Annotated in this window: 19 protein-coding genes; 9 read left to right on the forward strand and 10 right to left on the reverse strand. The window is 64.4% G+C overall.

Annotated elements, in window-relative coordinates:
• Positions 1-103: 103 nt before the first annotated feature.
• Positions 104-721, reverse strand: a complete 618-nt coding sequence (mobA, locus tag JJT62_RS06165; RefSeq protein ID WP_202071831.1) for a molybdenum cofactor guanylyltransferase MobA — start codon at positions 719-721, stop codon at positions 104-106.
• A 69-nt stretch (positions 722-790) separates the two neighbouring features.
• Between mobA and JJT62_RS06170 the strand changes: the two genes are divergently transcribed.
• From JJT62_RS06170 to JJT62_RS06190, 5 genes are all read left to right on the forward strand, one after another.
• On the forward strand, positions 791-994 hold the full coding sequence (locus JJT62_RS06170) for a DUF2892 domain-containing protein (protein WP_202071832.1): 204 nt from the start codon (positions 791-793) through the stop codon (positions 992-994).
• A 4-nt stretch (positions 995-998) separates the two neighbouring features.
• Complete coding sequence (locus tag JJT62_RS06175) at positions 999-1,535, forward strand: RNA polymerase sigma factor (RefSeq protein WP_202071833.1); 537 nt, start codon at positions 999-1,001, stop codon at positions 1,533-1,535.
• Between the two features lie 16 nt (positions 1,536-1,551).
• Positions 1,552-1,929, forward strand: coding sequence for a thioredoxin family protein (locus JJT62_RS06180; protein WP_370568492.1), 378 nt, complete (start codon positions 1,552-1,554; stop codon positions 1,927-1,929).
• Between the two features lies 1 nt (position 1,930).
• The gene (locus tag JJT62_RS06185) at positions 1,931-2,656 is read left to right on the forward strand and encodes a cytochrome c biogenesis CcdA family protein (RefSeq protein ID WP_202071835.1); all 726 of its coding nucleotides are present in this window, start codon (positions 1,931-1,933) and stop codon (positions 2,654-2,656) included.
• A gap of 480 nt (positions 2,657-3,136) precedes the next feature.
• The gene (locus tag JJT62_RS06190) at positions 3,137-3,412 is read left to right on the forward strand and encodes a DUF1153 domain-containing protein (protein ID WP_036281596.1); all 276 of its coding nucleotides are present in this window, start codon (positions 3,137-3,139) and stop codon (positions 3,410-3,412) included.
• Positions 3,413-3,546: 134 nt separating this feature from the next.
• Here JJT62_RS06190 and JJT62_RS06195 read toward each other — a convergent pair whose 3' ends face one another.
• The gene (locus tag JJT62_RS06195) at positions 3,547-4,539 is read right to left on the reverse strand and encodes a lysylphosphatidylglycerol synthase domain-containing protein (RefSeq protein ID WP_202071836.1); all 993 of its coding nucleotides are present in this window, start codon (positions 4,537-4,539) and stop codon (positions 3,547-3,549) included.
• A gap of 153 nt (positions 4,540-4,692) precedes the next feature.
• Here JJT62_RS06195 and JJT62_RS06200 point away from each other — a divergent pair, with 153 nt between their 5' ends.
• Positions 4,693-5,259 (forward strand): Yip1 family protein, encoded by a 567-nt coding sequence (locus JJT62_RS06200; RefSeq protein ID WP_202071837.1) that lies wholly within the window; start codon positions 4,693-4,695, stop codon positions 5,257-5,259.
• 10 nt (positions 5,260-5,269) lie between these two features.
• Here the strand turns inward: JJT62_RS06200 and JJT62_RS06205 are convergent, their stop codons facing one another.
• From JJT62_RS06205 to JJT62_RS06235, 7 genes are all read right to left on the reverse strand, one after another.
• A complete protein-coding gene (locus JJT62_RS06205; RefSeq protein WP_246744741.1) occupies positions 5,270-7,318 on the reverse strand; it encodes an ATP-binding protein in 2,049 nt (682 codons plus the stop codon).
• Positions 7,319-7,496: 178 nt separating this feature from the next.
• Positions 7,497-7,955 (reverse strand): molybdenum cofactor biosynthesis protein MoaE, encoded by a 459-nt coding sequence (locus JJT62_RS06210; RefSeq protein WP_202072030.1) that lies wholly within the window; start codon positions 7,953-7,955, stop codon positions 7,497-7,499.
• A gap of 11 nt (positions 7,956-7,966) precedes the next feature.
• Positions 7,967-8,218 carry a molybdopterin converting factor subunit 1 gene (gene moaD / locus JJT62_RS06215; protein WP_202071839.1) on the reverse strand — a complete coding sequence of 84 codons (252 nt, stop codon included), beginning with the start codon at positions 8,216-8,218 and terminating at the stop codon, positions 7,967-7,969.
• Positions 8,215-8,823: a CDP-diacylglycerol--glycerol-3-phosphate 3-phosphatidyltransferase gene (gene pgsA / locus JJT62_RS06220; RefSeq protein WP_202071840.1), complete on the reverse strand. Its 609-nt coding sequence runs from the start codon at positions 8,821-8,823 to the stop codon at positions 8,215-8,217. Before pgsA ends, moaD begins: the two co-directional genes overlap by 4 nt.
• A gap of 101 nt (positions 8,824-8,924) precedes the next feature.
• Complete coding sequence (locus JJT62_RS06225; RefSeq protein ID WP_202071841.1) at positions 8,925-9,314, reverse strand: DoxX family protein; 390 nt, start codon at positions 9,312-9,314, stop codon at positions 8,925-8,927.
• Between the two features lie 7 nt (positions 9,315-9,321).
• Positions 9,322-9,918: a malonic semialdehyde reductase gene (locus tag JJT62_RS06230; RefSeq protein WP_370568493.1), complete on the reverse strand. Its 597-nt coding sequence runs from the start codon at positions 9,916-9,918 to the stop codon at positions 9,322-9,324.
• Positions 9,919-9,984: 66 nt separating this feature from the next.
• Positions 9,985-10,740: a M48 family metallopeptidase gene (locus tag JJT62_RS06235; protein ID WP_202071843.1), complete on the reverse strand. Its 756-nt coding sequence runs from the start codon at positions 10,738-10,740 to the stop codon at positions 9,985-9,987.
• A 244-nt stretch (positions 10,741-10,984) separates the two neighbouring features.
• Between JJT62_RS06235 and JJT62_RS06240 the strand changes: the two genes are divergently transcribed.
• A complete protein-coding gene (locus tag JJT62_RS06240; RefSeq protein ID WP_202072031.1) occupies positions 10,985-11,245 on the forward strand; it encodes an acyl carrier protein in 261 nt (86 codons plus the stop codon).
• Between the two features lie 189 nt (positions 11,246-11,434).
• Here JJT62_RS06240 and JJT62_RS06245 read toward each other — a convergent pair whose 3' ends face one another.
• Positions 11,435-11,857, reverse strand: coding sequence for a Uma2 family endonuclease (locus tag JJT62_RS06245; RefSeq protein WP_246744743.1), 423 nt, complete (start codon positions 11,855-11,857; stop codon positions 11,435-11,437).
• Positions 11,858-12,069: 212 nt separating this feature from the next.
• Between JJT62_RS06245 and ilvD the strand changes: the two genes are divergently transcribed.
• Positions 12,070-13,908, forward strand: coding sequence for a dihydroxy-acid dehydratase (gene ilvD / locus JJT62_RS06250; RefSeq protein WP_202071844.1), 1,839 nt, complete (start codon positions 12,070-12,072; stop codon positions 13,906-13,908).
• Positions 13,909-14,037: 129 nt separating this feature from the next.
• On the forward strand, positions 14,038-15,939 hold the full coding sequence (locus tag JJT62_RS06255) for a CHASE3 domain-containing protein (RefSeq protein ID WP_202071845.1): 1,902 nt from the start codon (positions 14,038-14,040) through the stop codon (positions 15,937-15,939).
• Positions 15,940-16,209 lie beyond the last annotated feature (270 nt).

The raw sequence follows: 16,209 nt of genomic DNA on the forward strand, positions 1-16,209 counted from the left end.
TCATGTCTGAAAGCCGCGCGTCCGAGAAAGCCCGCGTTAACTCCAGCACATTAATAGGCTATTTGCTAAAGAGAAACAGCGCGCGGCGTCGCTGAAAAAGGAGTTAGGGGCGGCCTTGCGCGATTGCGTAGGCTGTCTCCACCTCCTCCGGCCGGTTCACGTTGAAAAACGGGTCGTGGGGTATTTTCGGCCAAGCCACATTCACGTTCGGGTAGCGCGCGATGAAGGCGGAAACCTTTCGCACGCCCTCCTCCGCCAGCGCCCGCCGCAACTCCTCGCGCAACGCCACAGGCCAAAGCGCCACGGCGTGATGGACGCGGTCGCCCGACTCCGCCACGGCGATCTGCGCGCCAGCCGTCTCCCGCGCCGCGCGGAGCCGCGCAACGAGATCATCAGGCAGGAAAGGCGTATCCGCCGGGGCGCTGACGATATCCGTCGCCTCGGGCCGATGCGCGGCGGCGTAATCCATTCCCGCCAGCACCCCCGCCAGCGGCCCGGCGAAACCCTCTACCGTATCGGCGACGACCGGCAGCCCGAAAGCGCCGAACCGCACCGGATCGCCATTTGCGTTGATCACGAGCCCGTCGCATTGCGGTGCGAGGCGCGCGATCGCATGGGCGATGATCGGCCGCCCGCCGATTTCCAAGAGCGGCTTGTCGCCGCCACCCATCCGCCGTGACAGGCCGCCGGCGAGCAAAACGCCGAAAATTTTTTCCCTCATGCGCATCCTTTCGGCCGCCCAGCCCCTCTTTGTCAGTGAGGGCCTTCCTCGCGAACACGGAGATCGACGATGTTTTATGTCAAAAACCTGCCGAATTGGGAGCGTGCAATACGCGTCGTCATGGGCCTCGTCCTCATTGCGATCGCCATCGTCTATCTTGGAAAGACGGCGATCGGTTTTGGCGCCGGGGCGATGGGCGTCATGGCGGCGATGAGCGGGATGATGGGTTTTTGCCCGGCCTGCGCGCTCGCCGGCCGCCGATTGAAGCAGTGAGCGAATGGCCGTAGAGCGCAGCCAATTGATCCAGGGCGTGAAGCGCGGCGACGCGCTCGCGCTCGACCAGCTTCTCGTCGACTGCCGCGCAGACGTCCGCCGCTATGCGCTTCGACATTGCGCGACGAGCGAGATCGACGACGCCGTGCAGGAAACCCTCCTCGTCGTCGCCCGCCATGTCACGTCCTTGCGGGCCGCGGCGTCTTTCGCGGGCTGGCTGTTTACCGTGGTCCGGCGCGAGTGTCAGCGCCTCTCGCGCAAGATGCTCGCCCATGAGAATATAGAAGACGAGAAGTTCGAGGCCTGGTTCGCCAGCGCCCCGACCGCCGAGCTGAGGGCCGAGCTTGCTTGCGCTTTGGAATCCTTGCCGGCGCATTATCTCGAGATCGTGCTGCTGCGCGATTTCGAGGAACTTACTATATCCGAGATTGTAGATCGATTAAATATACCTCTGGCGACGGCCAAGAGCAGACTGCGCCGCGCCCGCGCCCTCGTACGGGATTATCTCATTGGCTCCGACGAGAATGAATTCACCCGCTAACGCACAAGGAATGACCATGTTACGCAACATTATCTTCGCTTTTCTGGCGCTCGCCGCTCTCGTCCAACCCGCCAGCGCCGAACAGGCCTATACGACGAGCGCCTTTTCAGCGGCGCAACAGGCCGGCAAAGGCATTATCGTCCATATCTACGCGCCCTGGTGCCCGACCTGCCGCGCCCAGGAGCCCATCCTGCACAAGCTCGAAGCCGACCCCAAATTTTCCGGCGTAGAGTCCTTCCGCGTCGATTTCGACGGGCAGAAAGATGCGGTGCGCGCCTTCAAGGCCACCAGCCAGAGCACGATCATCGTCTTCAAGGGCGCTCAGGAGGTCGGCCGCTCGGTCGGCGAGACGAGCCCCAAGGCGATCGGCGAGTTGCTCGACAAGGCCCTGTGACATGAGCGCCGGCGCCCTCGGTCTCGCCTTCCTTGCTGGGCTTCTGTCGGCGCTGTCGCCTTGCGTGCTGCCGCTTCTGCCGCTGGTGCTCGGCGCGGCGGCGGCCGAGCATAAATGGGCGCCGGCGCTTCTCGCCCTCGGCGTCGCCCTCTCGTTCGCGGCGATCGGCCTCTTCGTCGCGACGATCGGCTTCTCCATCGGCCTCGACGGCGACGCCTTCCGGGCCGGCGCCGCGGCGCTGATGATGGCCTTCGGCCTCGTCCTGCTCTTTCCGGCGCTTCAGGCGCGGGTGGCGGCGGCTGGCGGTCCGTTCAGCGACCGGCTCAATGCGGCCTTTGGCGGCGCTGGCGCGTCGGGAGGGCTATTCGGTCAATTCGGCGTGGGGCTTCTGCTTGGCGCCATCTGGAGCCCTTGCGTTGGCCCGACGCTCGGCGCCGCCTCCGTGCTCGCCTCGCGGGGCGAGGATTTGGGAGCTGTCGCCGCAACCATGGGCGTTTTCGGGCTCGGCGCGGCAGCGCCGCTTCTGGTCCTGGGCTTCCTGTCCAGAAAGGCCTTCGCGCGCTGGCGCGATCCGCTGCTCGCCGCTGGCAAGAGATTGAAACAGGCGATGGGCCTGCTCTTCCTGGCTTTGGGCCTGCTCATCCTCAGCGGGGCGGACAAGACGCTCGAAGCCGCGCTCGTCTCGGCGTCTCCGGAATGGTTGACCGGGCTGACCACCCGCTTCTGAGCGAGACGAGATCCGCTTAATTGGTTCGGCGCCATCCCCGACGCTCGCGCAGTTGGGACACCGCCGTCATTGCGAGGAGGCGAAGCCGACGAAGCAATCCAGGGCCGCATCGCCGCCCTGGATTGCTTCGCTTCGCTCGCAATGACGGGCGCTGGGCAGAACTAGCGCTCTTGTGGCTCTGGATTCTCGGGCTTTCAGCCCGCCGGGAAACGGAAGTGGTATGAGACGCAAATAGAGACACAGCATTTCAGGAAGCATTAACGATAATCTGCGTGCATAAAGCGGCAGTAGATCGCCTCCGACGTGCGGTTACGGGACGAAAACTCTGGCGAAAACAAGGCGACGCCTGGGGCGCGCCGAAACTTCCTAAAATCTGGTTTAAACTTGATTATCTATGGACCTCGCGCGTTTAGGCAAATCTTAAAAGGCCAGGCGCTATAAGGCGGTTACTGTGTGGTCGTAGAGTATGCGAGTAAGATTATGACCGAGACGCACCGTCCGCGTGTCAAATATGTCATCGGCCCTGACGGCAGCCCGCTGACAATTGCGGATTTGCCGCCGCCTTCCACCAAGCGCTGGGTCATTCGCCGCAAGGCGGAAGTGGTCGCCGCGGTCCGGGGCGGTCTTCTTTCCCTCGACGAAGCCTGCAGCCGCTATACGCTGACGGTCGACGAGTTCCTGAGCTGGCAGATGTCGATCGACCAGCACGGCCTCGCAGGACTGCGCACGACGCGCCTGCAGCAATATCGGATGTAAGGCGCGCGCATCCTACGACCTGAATTAAAAAAGCCGGTCCCATTTTTGGGCCGGCTTTTTTGTTGTGCGTGCCAGCCCGCCGGGAATGACAAGCCCCAACGCGAGCTGTTCAAACGGAATGGCGTCAAACCGCCTCAGACCTGCGGCGGTCCCTCCGCCGCGCGGGGCTCGCCCCGAAGCTTTTCCACGAGCTTCTTGCGTTCGAAGAGCCCGACGACGACGAGCGCCGCCAGCAGCGGGACGATGAGGTAGAAGAGCCGCCACACCAGCAGCGCCGCCAGAACCTGCAAGCGCGGCACATCCGGCATCAGATTGATGAAGACCAGCTCGAAGACGCCGAGTCCGCCCGGCGCATGGGAGACGAGCGCCGCCGAGAAAGACAGGAGGAAGGCGGCGAGGACGACGATATAGCCCGGATTCCCCTGCTCCGGCAGCGCGAAATAGATGATGCCCGCCGCGCCGATGAGCTCGGCCGGCGCCGCGAAGAGCTGTTGGACCATCACGGCCGGACGGGGATAGGTGATCTCGAACTTGCCGAACCGGAACGGTCTGAAATGCATCAGCGAGCCGACGATGTAGACCGCGACGAAGCCCAAACATAGCAGCCCCACCGTGCGCGCCGTGTGCGGATGGGTGAAGACGTCTGGCAGGAAGCCCGCGAGACGCTGCATCATCGTGGGGTCGTAGGTGAGCAGAAGCCCCCCGAGCAGCACATTGCCGAAGGCGAAGGTGTAGGAGCAGAGCACCACCAGCGTCGCGACCTGCGTCGCCGTCAGCCCTTTCGACGAATAGGCGCGGTAGCGCACCATGGCGCCGGAGAAGACGCTCGCGCCGATATTGTGGGACAGCGCATAAGTGGTGAAGGAACAAACCGAAATGAAAATCCACGAAATATGCGTCACGCCCAGATGCAAGAGCGCGATCCGATCGTACCAGGCGAGCGCCGCATAGGCGAGCAAGGTCGAGAGCGCCGCAAAGAAATAATCCGACGCGGGAATGGCCCTGAGATAGGCCCAAACCTCTGTGCCGACGGATTCGCCCTGGAACTCGTGGTAGAGCAGGTAAAATGAGCCGATGACGGCGGCGAGCCCGATGACGGGCCAGAAATACTCTGCCAGTTTTTTCATGCAGCCTGTCGCGTTAGACGTTATTTGGGGCTTCGTCAGCGGTCGATGCTGGCCTGCGCATTCCCTCGCATGTAAGCAAGTCATGAGCAAGCCACAAGCGCCGGCCAAGCCGGTCCAAGGGGAAGCGCCGAAGCCGGCCGGAAAGACGACGCCATGCAGGATATGATCTCCCGGGTCAAAGGCCTCATTTTGACGCCCCGGCAGGAGTGGGAGCGGATCGAGGCGGAGAACACATCCGTCCGCGACCTTTATCTGCGGTATATCGGCGTCCTTGCGGCCATACCGCCCTTCGCGAGCTTTTTGGGGTCGTGGCTGTTTGGCGCGCGTGGGCTGCACCCGACTTTTGCGGCAGGGCTGCTGCGCGCGGTCATGCAATATGCATTGAGCCTGCCCGCGCTCTTCCTGACCGCCTTCGTGATCTCCATGGCGGCGCCCTATTTCGACGGCCGCAGCGACGATCGGCGGGCGCTGGCGCTCGCCGCCTATTCCTATACGCCGGCCTGGCTCGCCTCGGCTTTCGGCCTCGTGCCGGGGCTACGTTTCCTCGACGTGCTGGGTCTCTACGGGATCTACGTCTTTTCGCTGGGCCTGACGCGCATGATGCGGGTGCCCAAGGACAATCTCGACGTCTTCACGCTGGTGGCGCTGTTCCTGACGGTGGCCATGGGCGCTTTGCACGCCTGGCTGGTGTCGGCGATCGCGCCGGCGCAACTGCTTTAAGAGACGGTCTTTAGCGTCGGAAATCCAGAACGCGTTCGATGTCGCCCATGGAAGCCGGCTTGGCGATATGCAGATCGAAGCCGGCCTTTTTCACATGCTCCCGCGCGGTCTCGCCGCCCCAGCGCGTGAGGGCGACGATTATTGCGTCCCTGCCTTCCGGCAGGGCGCGGATGCGGCGCGCCGCTTCGTAACCGTCCATCCCCTCCAAACCAAGATCGATGAAAACGACTTGGGGATGGAAGCTCTGAACCGCCTCGACGCCTCTTTTTCCGTCATAAGCCGTCTGAACATTCGCGCCCTGGGCGCGCAGCAGCATGGACAAGCCATGGACCACGTCGTCATCGTCCTCGATGATGAGGACGCGGCGGGCGGATCGGCCTCCCTCGCGTTGCGGCCCGCCCTGCGCAAAGGCTGAGGCGAGCGGCAGACGCACCAGGAAAACGCTCCCCTTGCCGGGTCCGTCGCTGCGCGCCTCGACCTGCCCGCCATGCAGGCGCAACAGCTTGCGCACAAGGGCGAGGCCGATGCCGAGACCGCCCTGGGCGCGCCCCAATGTCCGATCGACCTGAGCGAAAAGGTCGAAGACATGCGGGAGCATGTCCGTCGGTATGCCGACGCCATTGTCGGCGACTGTCAATTCCGCCTGGCTCCCGACGCGCCGGGCCGCGATCTCCGCATGGCCGCCCGAGGGGGTGTATTTGGCGGCGTTGCTGAGAAGATTGGCGATGACCTGCACGAGCCGCACCGGATCGCCGTCAATCATGAGCGGCGCGTCGGGCCGCACGACCGACAGCGAGACGCCGTTGGCGTCGAGAAATTGCTGGCTGGCCTCGATGGCCTGGTCCATGAGATCGCGCAGATCGAGGCGCTCCCGCTTGAGCTCGATCTTGCCGCTGCGGATGCGCGACACCTCCAGCAGATCGTCCACGAGGCGGACGATGTGATCGACCTGCCGCTCCATCATCTCCTGAACGCGAACGGCGTTGGGCCCCTGCGCGCCGGTTCGCTTGAGAACGAGGAGGCCGGTTCGGATCGGCGCCAAAGGATTGCGAAGCTCATGCGCCAGCGTTGCCAGGAACTCGTCCTTGCGGCGGTCGGCTTCGAGCAGCGCCTGCTCCATCCTCAGCCGCGCCATGGCCATGGAGACGAGCTGGCTCACCGCCTGCATGACCTCGATCTCATCGTCGCTGAAGGCGAGCCGCGTCTTGGCCCCGAACGACAAAGTGCCCATCAGCCGGCCCTGCGCCATCAGCGGATGGCAGCAGTAAGCTTTGATCCCGCAGGAGGCGATGAGCCCCGTTCGCGGGTCCGCGCTGGCGCACACATTCTCGGCTACGATCCGCTCGCGGTCGCGGGCGACGGCGCCGCATATGGCGACGCCGTAATCGAGCCATTCGATTTCGCGCGCCCGATCCTCGGGTATGCCGGCGCAGGCGTTGAGATGCAGGCGGCCGGACTCTTCGTCGACGAGGTAATTGAAGAAGGCCTGGCAATCGAGAAACTGCATGACGTCGGCGCAGAGTTCCTCCACGGCGCCCTGCACGTCGCTCGACTGCAGCAGCCGCGCCGCGATCCGCGTCAGCAGCTCGTTGCGACGCACGGTCCACTGCAGCGCAATTTCAGCGTGTTTCCGGTCGGTAATGTCCTGCGTGACGCCAAAACCGCCGAGCAACGCCCCCGCCGCGTCGAATTCGAGGCAGGCCTTTTCGCGCACCCATTTCTCCTGGCCGTCGACCAGGACTCGATGCTCGAGGTCGTAAGGTTCGCCGCGTAGCGCGGCGATCCATTTTTCATGGACATAGGCGCGGTCGTCAGGATGGACCGCCGCCAGGAAGGTTTCATATGTCTGGGGGGCGCCGATGGGCTGGCCAAAAATGCGGTAGTTCTCGGCCGACCAGGTGAGAATGTTTCGGGTAGTGTCCATGCGCCACCAGCCGATCTGGCCGAGTTCCTGCGCCCGCGCAAAATTTTCCCACTGGCGCCAGCTCTCCACAGTCGTGGACTCGGCGCTCTGGGATGACTCATCATGATTTTCGACGTCGCCAACGACCCTGCTCATGCGCCGAGAAGTGATATGGATCAGCGGGGCAAGCAAGCGGGGCAGTAAGGCGCGCGCCCAGATCGAAAATCGCATCGGAGCCAGCGCTAACGGTAGGATTTTTCAAATAAGATATTGGCGTCTGCGGGAGAAATTTCAGCCTTTGAACGGTTTGTGACCGACCGTAAGCTGGGGAAAGCTATCGCGCCCAGCGCGCCGCCGCAGCGTCGTCTTCGCTTTTGGCGGCGACCCAGCCCTCTTCGGCGCCGTCGACCCGGCGCTCCTTCTTCCAGAAGGGCGCGCGGGTCTTGAGGTAGTCCATCAGGAATTCAGCCGCCGCAAAGGCCTCGCCGCGATGGCGCGCGGCGGCGATCACCAGCACGATCCGCTCGCCGGGGCGAATGACGCCGTGGCGGTGGATGATCGTCAGGCCGACGAGCGGCCAGCGCGACAGAGCCTCCCCCGCGACGCGCCCGATTTCCTCCTCCGCCATCCCGGGGTAGTGCTCGAGCTCCAAAGCATCGAGCGTTCCATCCTCGTCCCGGCACAGGCCCGTGAAGGCGACGACGGCGCCGACGTCGCGGCGCCCTTCCGTCAGCAAGGCCTCCTCATGGGCGGCGTCGAAGTCTTCCGCCTGGACGCGAATGGTGGGCGTGATCTGCGCCACGCTCAGCCGCCGGTCATCGGGGGGAAAAAAGCGATCTCGCGCGCGCTTGCGATCGGCGCGTCAGGCGCGGCGTGGGTCTTGTCGATGGCGGTCCGAATCGTCTTGGGATTGGCGAAAGCGGCGGCGTAGCCCTCGCCCCGCGCCGCGAGCCATTCGACGAGCTGGCGCACCGTCTCCACCTCGCGCGGCGGCGCGATCTCTTCTTCCGAAACGCCGATCCGCTCGCGGACCCAAGCGAAATAGACCGCCTTCATGGCCCCTCGTCTTGCCCGAAATGACCGATCGCCGCCTGTAGATAGTCGGCGCCCGTATAGAGCGTCAGAACGGCGGCGACCCAAAGAAGCGTCTCGCCGATTTTGAGCGAGCCGGGCAGAACGGCTTCCCCTGACGGGCCGACGATGAAGAAACCGAGCGCCACAAGCTGGAACGCTGTCTTCCATTTGGCGATGGTCGACACCGGCAGCCGCACTTTCAGCTCGGCGAGATATTCGCGCAGGCCGGAGACGAGGATCTCGCGGCACAGGATAATGATCGCCGCCCAGATCGTCCATCCGACCAGCGTCTGATTGGCGACGACCACGAGAAGCGTCGCGGCGACCAGGAGCTTATCGGCGATCGGGTCGAGCATGCGGCCGATCGGCGATTGCTGCTGCCAGGCGCGCGCGAGATAGCCGTCGAAAAAATCGGTTACGCCGGCGGCCGTATAGACGCCGAGCGCCGCCCAGCGGGTCCAGTTCTCGCCCGAGGCGAGCAGCAGCCCGGCCACCACGGGCACGGCGAGACACCGTCCGTAAGTCAGCAGGTTCGGCAACGCCCACGCATGAGAGCGTCGCTTGGTCGTGACGGCTGTCTCGGTCATGTCAGCAAGGGAATAGGTCGCGCGCCTCTCTTGTCAATAGATTTGGCATGGCCTTGGCCGCCAAGCACAATCTCTATCAACAGCCATGAGCGCGGCACGGGCTACTCCTTGTCGAGCGCGAATTTGCCCGGCCCGGCGACCGAGAAGAACAGGAACACGAAGCAGTAGAGCGCCGCAAGCTCCCCCTTGTTCAGGATCGGCCAGAACGCCTCGAAAGCATGGAAGCCGAAATAGGCCACCGCCATCTCGCCTGCGAGAATGAAGGCGGCCGGCCGCGTGCACAAGCCGATCAGCAGCAGGAAGCCGCCGACAAGCTCGATGACGCCGGCGGCGCCGAGCAGCGACAACAGCGTCACCTTGTCGAACATGGCGACATGCGGGAAGCCGAAGAGCTTGGCGGTTCCGTGCTGCAAGAACAGCAAGGCGGTCACGATGCGCAGCAGCGCCTGCACATGCGGCAGGAAGCGCGCGGGAATGATTCGGAGCGTCATGCAAACCTCAAAGAATTTGGGCCATGTCTTCAAAAGCGAAACGCGGCCCGCGCGGGTAGAGCTTGGCCGTATCGCCGTAGCCGACATTGATCAGAAAATTCGACTTTATCTTGGTGCCTGAAAAAAATTCGGCGTCGACCTTGGCGTTGTCGAAGCCGCTCATCGGGCCCGTGTCCAAACCGACCGCCCGTAAAGCGAGGATCAGATAGGCGCCCTGCAGCGAACCGTTGCGAAAGGCCGTGTCCCGGATCAGCGCGTCATTGCCGGCGAACCAGGCGCGCGCATCCGCCGCAGGGTAGAGGAACGGCAGATGCTCAGGGAAATCGAGGTCGTAACCCACGATCGCCGTCGCCGGCGCCGCCATGGTCTTGTCGTGATTGCCCGGCGACAGGGCGGGCGCGAGCCGCGCCTTGGCCTCGGGCGAGCGCACGAAGACCACCCGCATGGGCGAGCAATTGGCGCTTGTCGGCCCCCATTTGGCGTAATCGACCGCGAGCTCCAGGAGAGAGTCCGGCACCTCCCTGTCGAGCCAGCCATTATGCGTGCGGGCGGCGGTAAAAAGCTGCGCCAAGACGTCGGGCGGGAGTTGTTTCGCGTCTGTCACCGGCAATACCCCTCTCTGGAAAGCGATCGAGAGAACGTCGGGTTTCCCTATGCCGCCCGCCCGTCCTTAAATATCGCGCCCTTCGACCTCCAGCCGCAGCCGCTCCTCGTTTTTTCGAAGCGCGTCGTTGCGCGGCGCAATATCGAGGGCCTTACGATAGGCGGAGAGCGCGCGTTTCTTGTCGCCGGTCTTTTCCGCCAGCGAGCCGAGCGCCTCCAGCGCGTCGAAGCGCTTTGGCTCGAGGCGCGCCGCCGTTTCCAGATCCGCTAGCGCCCCCGCCGCGTCGCCCTCGGACGCCATGACACGCGCCCGGCGCACGAACCCCTCGGGCCAGCCAGGAGCCAAAGCGACGATATAGTCGAGCAAGGCTTTGGAGAGCCCCGGCGCGCCGGCGACCTCTGCGGCAAGCGCCCGGGCGGCGAGGAGATCGATCGTGTCCGAGCCCGATCCCGACCAGCGGGCGAGAATGGCGGCCGAAACGGCTTGCGCCTCGCGGTCGTCCTCGGCCGCGGCGAGACGGCCGAACAGGCGGCTCATCTCCTCGGCGCGCCGCTCTTCTGGCGATTTTGGCGGTTCGGGCCGAGGCTTGGCGAGCTTGCGGTCGGGCGCCCTCGGCGCGAGCCCCCCGAGAGGATCAGTTGGATCGCTTGGGCCAAATCCGCGCGAGCCCGGCGGCAAGGGGATTTTGCCGACGCCGGGGATGAACAGAAAGGTCCCGCCATTCTCGTCGGTCCCGACGCTCGGCGGCTCGTCCTGCTGCGCGCGGGCGGCGCCCGCCGCGAGGCCGGTCAGAATCGTCAGGAGCGCGACAAGCCTTCTCATCGCCCCAACCATAAAGCAGCGCCGCGCGCGGCGCCAATATCGCGGCGGACACGATTACCATTCTTTAATCTTACCATATTGCGAATCCGGTCAAATTTTCCACCAATTCATATTCGGTTCAGGCTCGGCGCCCCATTTCTTTCCTCGATGTTCACGATTGCCTGAGACGATCGCAGCATCACTTCGAGCGACAGCCGCGAGCCCCGCGCATTTGCCTCGAGCGCGCGCTTTTGGAGTTGGAATGATGATCGAGACCATCCGCCGTCTGCTGCAAGAAAACGGCCGCCTGCACACGCCTATCGAGACCCTGTCCGACAATGCGGATCTTTATGAAGCGGGCCTGACTCCCTTCGCGGCCATCCGCACCATGCTCGCGATCGAGGAGGCCTTCGACGTCGAATTCCCGGTGGCCATGCTGCGTCGCCAGAGCTTTTCCTCCATCAACGCCATCGTCGCCTGCCTGAACGAGTTGAACCCCCACGCCGCCGCCCGCCAGGCCGCCTGACCGCCAGAGTGACCTTTGGGATTTTCTCAAAGCCCGAAAGCCTGCGCTTTCGGGCTTGCGTTTTTTTAAGAGCGCCTGCGCTAGGCCGCGCCGTAAAGCTCCTCGAGCGCGAATGACAGCCCCGGCGGATCGAGCGTCACCCTGCCCTCCGTCAATATGTGGCTCACGACGACGCCATCGTCCCGGCGCTCATGATGCACAACGAGCCTGTCGTCCGGGTCTATGACGAGATAATGCCGGATGCTCGGCAAAGCGAAATAGCCGGCGAGCTTGCGGGTGCTGTCGTTGCGCCCGGATGTCGGCGATATGGACCTCAACGACGATGACCGGGTTTTCCACCAGCAGCGCGTCAGGCGGCAGCCTTGGTCCGCAATAGACCATGGCGTCGGGCTCGAACACGGTCTTGGCGCCGACGCGGACGCCCATGCCGTCGACCAAGGCGCGGCATTCCCGCCCCTTGTCTTTGAGGGCATTGCTAAGAGCCAGGAAAACCAGCCCTTTCATCTCCGCATGCGCGGCCCGCTCCGATGCCTGAGCGTAGACCACGCCGTCGATAAGTTCGTAGCGCCCCTCCTGGCTTTCGCTCCAGGCAAGATATTCCTCGACGGTCATGCGGTCTTTTGGAAGCGCTGCCATGAAGCGATCATAGCGCCTTTTGCTCTCGCCACATATGTAGACGTTGGCCCCCGGACCGCGCGCCTTCAGGCGCGCATGTTTCGGGCGCGCCTGAAGGCGCGCGGTCCCGGAAGGCTCGCGGTCCTTGCGGGGGCGCGCCGGCTGGGCTATCGCCTCCCCAACCCGGTTGATGACAGGAAACTTCGCCCATGCCTCCCTATCGTTCCAGCACCACCACCCACGGCCGCAACATGGCGGGCGCGCGCGGCCTCTGGCGCGCGACGGGCGTTAAGGACGAGGATTTCGGCAAGCCGATCATCGCCGTCGTCAACAGCTTCACCCAATTCGTCCCCGGCCATGTGCATCTCAAGGATCTGGGCCAGCTCGTCGCGCGCGAGATCGAGAAGGCGGGCGGCATCGCCAAAGAGTTCAACACGATCGCAGTCGACGACGGCATCGCCATGGGCCATGACGGCATGCTCTACTCCCTGCCCTCGCGCGAGATCATCGCCGACAGCGTGGAGTATATGGTCAACGCCCATTGCGCCGACGCCATGGTCTGCATCTCCAATTGCGACAAGATCACGCCCGGCATGCTGATGGCGGCGCTGCGGCTCAATATCCCGGCGGTGTTCGTCTCCGGCGGCCCGATGGAGGCCGGCAAGGTCGTGCTCGCGGGCAAGGAACATGCGCTCGACCTCGTCGACGCCATCATCGCTGGCGCCGACGACAAGGTCGCCGAGAGCGACGTCACGGCGATCGAACGCTCGGCCTGCCCGACCTGCGGCTCCTGCTCCGGCATGTTCACCGCGAACAGCATGAACTGCCTCACCGAGGCCCTGGGTCTCTCGCTGCCCGGCAATGGCACGCTCGTCGCCACCCACGCCGACCGCAAACGTCTCTTCGTCGAGGCCGGCCATCTGATCGTCGATCTCGCGCGCCGCTATTACGAGCAGAACGACGAAAGCGTGCTGCCGCGCTCGATCGCAACTTTCGACGCTTTCGAGAACGCCATCGCGCTCGACATCGCCATGGGCGGCTCGACCAATACCGTGCTGCATCTCCTCGCCGCTGCGCACGAGGCCGAGGTCGATTTCACCATGACCGACATCGACCGCATGTCGCGTCGCGTGCCGGTGCTGTGCAAGGTCGCGCCTTCCGTGGCCGACGTGCATATGGAGGACGTGCACCGCGCCGGCGGCGTCATCGCCATTCTGGGCGAGCTGTTGCGCGCCGGCCTGCTGCATGGCGATCGGCCGACCGTCCATAGCGCGACATTGGCGGGCGCCGTCTCCCAATGGGACATCGGCGTGACGACGAGCAATACGTCGAAGACCCTCTTCAGCGCCGCGCCCGGCGGCGTGCCGACCCAGGAAGCCTTCAGCCAGGAGCGCCGCTACGACACGCTCGACAGCGACCGCGAAAAAGGCGCGATCCGCGACGCCGCTCACGCCTTCTCGAAGGACGGCGGCCTTGCCGTGCTGTTCGGCAATCTCGCGCAGGACGGCTGCATCGTGAAGACGGCGGGGGTCGACGAGTCGATTCTGAAATTCTCCGGCCCGGCGCGCGTCTTCGAGAGCCAGGACGCGGCGGTCTCCGGCATTCTGACGGGCGAGGTGACGGCCGGCGACGTGGTCGTCATCCGCTACGAGGGTCCGCGCGGCGGCCCCGGCATGCAGGAGATGCTCTATCCCACGAGCTATCTGAAATCGAAGGGGCTCGGCAAAGCCTGCGCGCTCATCACCGATGGGCGCTTCTCGGGCGGCACCTCGGGGCTGTCCATCGGCCATGTCTCGCCGGAAGCGGCCGAGGGCGGGATGATCGCGCTGGTGCAGGACGGCGATCCGATCGAGATCGACATCCCGAACAGAAAAATCACGCTGGCCGTAAGCGAGACGGAACTTTCCGCCCGCCGCGCGGTTCAAGCCGGCAAGGGCTTTGCGCCCGCTACCCCGCGCCCCCGCAAAATCTCCACGGCGTTGCGCGCCTACGCCGCCATGACGACCAGCGCGGCGCGCGGCGCGGTGCGCGAGGTTCCGAAAGCGTAAGAGTCCGGCGGCGATCAGGCGGCGGACGCTCCCTTTATCGGAGCGTCCGTAGCGAACGGTTTTGCAGCCACGCTGGTTATGCGCCCAAGGTCGCATAAAATCGCCTGATCGGTCGCGTAATGGACTCACATGGCCGTGGCGCGAAAGTTCCTCTCTGTCGAGACAATCAGCCTGATTGTCGCCTTTGCGATTCTGGCCTTCGCGGGCTTCGTCACCGCGCGGACGGAACAGCAGCGCCGAGAAAGCGGCGCATGGGTGCGCCACACGCTCATGGTCGAGAGCGCGCTATACCGGCTCGACGGCGCCATCCGCCGCGCCGAGAGCGAGGAACGCGGCTACATCATCACCCGCGACCCCGCCTATCTCCGGCCAAAAGAGGATATTTCCGCGCAGCTCGAGAAGGGGCTCGCGGAAATCGGCGCGCTGGTCGCGGATGATGAGGGGCAGAGCGATCGGCTCGCGCAGCTCCGCCCGCTGCTCACGGAGCGCCTCGACCAGCTTCAGCGCAAGATCGACCTCATGAGAGCCGGCCGCTTCGACGAGGCGGCGGAAATTGTGCGGACGGGCGAAGGCAAAGCGCTAACCGATCGGATCGACGCGCTGGTCGCGGAAATGATCGCGCAGGAGGATGCGATTCATCGCCGAAGAGACGAGCAGATGGCGCAAGCGACGGACACGCTGCAAACGGCGATCGGATCGTTGATCGTGCTCATCGCCGGCGTCGCCGTCTTTGCGGTTCTTCTGGCTGAAAAGCAACTGAACGCGCTCCGTAAATCGAGCGAAACCCTGAAGCACGCCTATAATGAGCTCATCTCGGAATCCACCAAGCGCGGATCGCTCGAGGCGCAGCTACGCCAATCGCAGAAGCTCGAGGCTCTCGGCCATCTCGCCGGGGGCATTGCGCACGACTTCAACAACATGCTCGGAGTCATCGTCTCCAGCCTCAATATTTTGCGGCGCAAGCTGCGTCGCAACGAAGGGGGGCTCGATCCGCTGATCGACTCGGCCATGGACGGCGCCGATCGCGCCGCGGGGCTGGTTCGCCGTCTGCTGGCCTTCTCCCGCATCCAGCCGCTCGATCCGCAGCCGCTCGACGTCAACGCGCTCGTCAACGGCATGTCGGCGATTCTGCATCGGACATTGGGGGCGCATATTCATCTGGCGACCGTGCTCGCCCCTGATCTCTGGCCGACGAAAGTCGACGCCAATGAGCTCGAAAGCGCCATCCTCAACCTCGCGGTCAACGCCCGAGACGCCATGCCGACCGGCGGCCAGCTCACCATCGAGACAGCGAACACGACGCTCGACGAACTTTACGCCGACGAGCGTCCGCAGGTCAGACCCGGCCAATATGTCCTGATCGCCATCTCCGACACCGGCGTCGGCATGCCGCCGGATGTCGCCGCCAAAGCGTTCGATCCCTTCTTCACGACGAAACCCATCGGCAAAGGCACCGGTCTGGGCCTCTCGCAGGCGCATGGATTCGCGACCCAGTCCGGCGGGCATATCCAAATCTATTCGGAGGTCGATCGGGGAACCTGCCTCAAGCTCTATCTTCCCCGCTATATCGAAGCCCGCGAAGCTGAAGAAGCGATTCCGCAGCCGTCCCCGACGGAGGAGGAGTTCCCGCGCGGCAGGCCGGAGGAGATCGTGCTCATCGTCGAGGACGACGAATCAGCCAGGCGCGCCACGGCGCAAGGGGTGCGGGAGCTCGGCTATACGGTGATCGAGGCGGACAGCGGCAAGGCGGCGATCAATATTCTGCGCGCCCGCGCCGACATCGCCTTGATGATCACCGATGTCGTCATGCCGGAGATGGACGGCGCCCGGCTCGCGCGCGAGGCGGTGTTCCGCCGTCACGCTTTGCATGTGATGTTCATCACCGGCTATTCCCAGCACGCGATCGCGCGGGACGGCATGCTGGACCCCGACGTCAATCTGCTGACCAAGCCCTTCACTCTGGCGCAGCTCGCGCGCAAAATCCGCGCCGTTCTCGATGCGCACGGCAATCTGCCGAATGGAAAGCCGTAAAATCGACCGGTCGGCGTGGCGCCGGGCCGCGACGCTAACCCGAAGGGCTCGGAAATTCGACTTACGAGCAGACTGTGTTCCAGCGTCATGGCCGGGCTTGTCGCGGCCATCCACGCCGCGCCGACGCAGAAAAGCTTAAGAACATGAGCGGGAGCAACGCCGCTTCTTCTCCCCGAGTGTCGTAATGTGCTGGCGTGGATGCCCGCGACAAGCGCGGGCATGACGGGGCTGCGAAGGAATTGTTAACCTAGATTGAGCCCTGCGCTAACC

Origin of the sequence: Methylocystis sp. Sn-Cys (assembly GCF_016745395.1) — a bacterium.
Classification (GTDB): domain Bacteria; phylum Pseudomonadota; class Alphaproteobacteria; order Rhizobiales; family Beijerinckiaceae; genus Methylocystis; species Methylocystis iwaonis.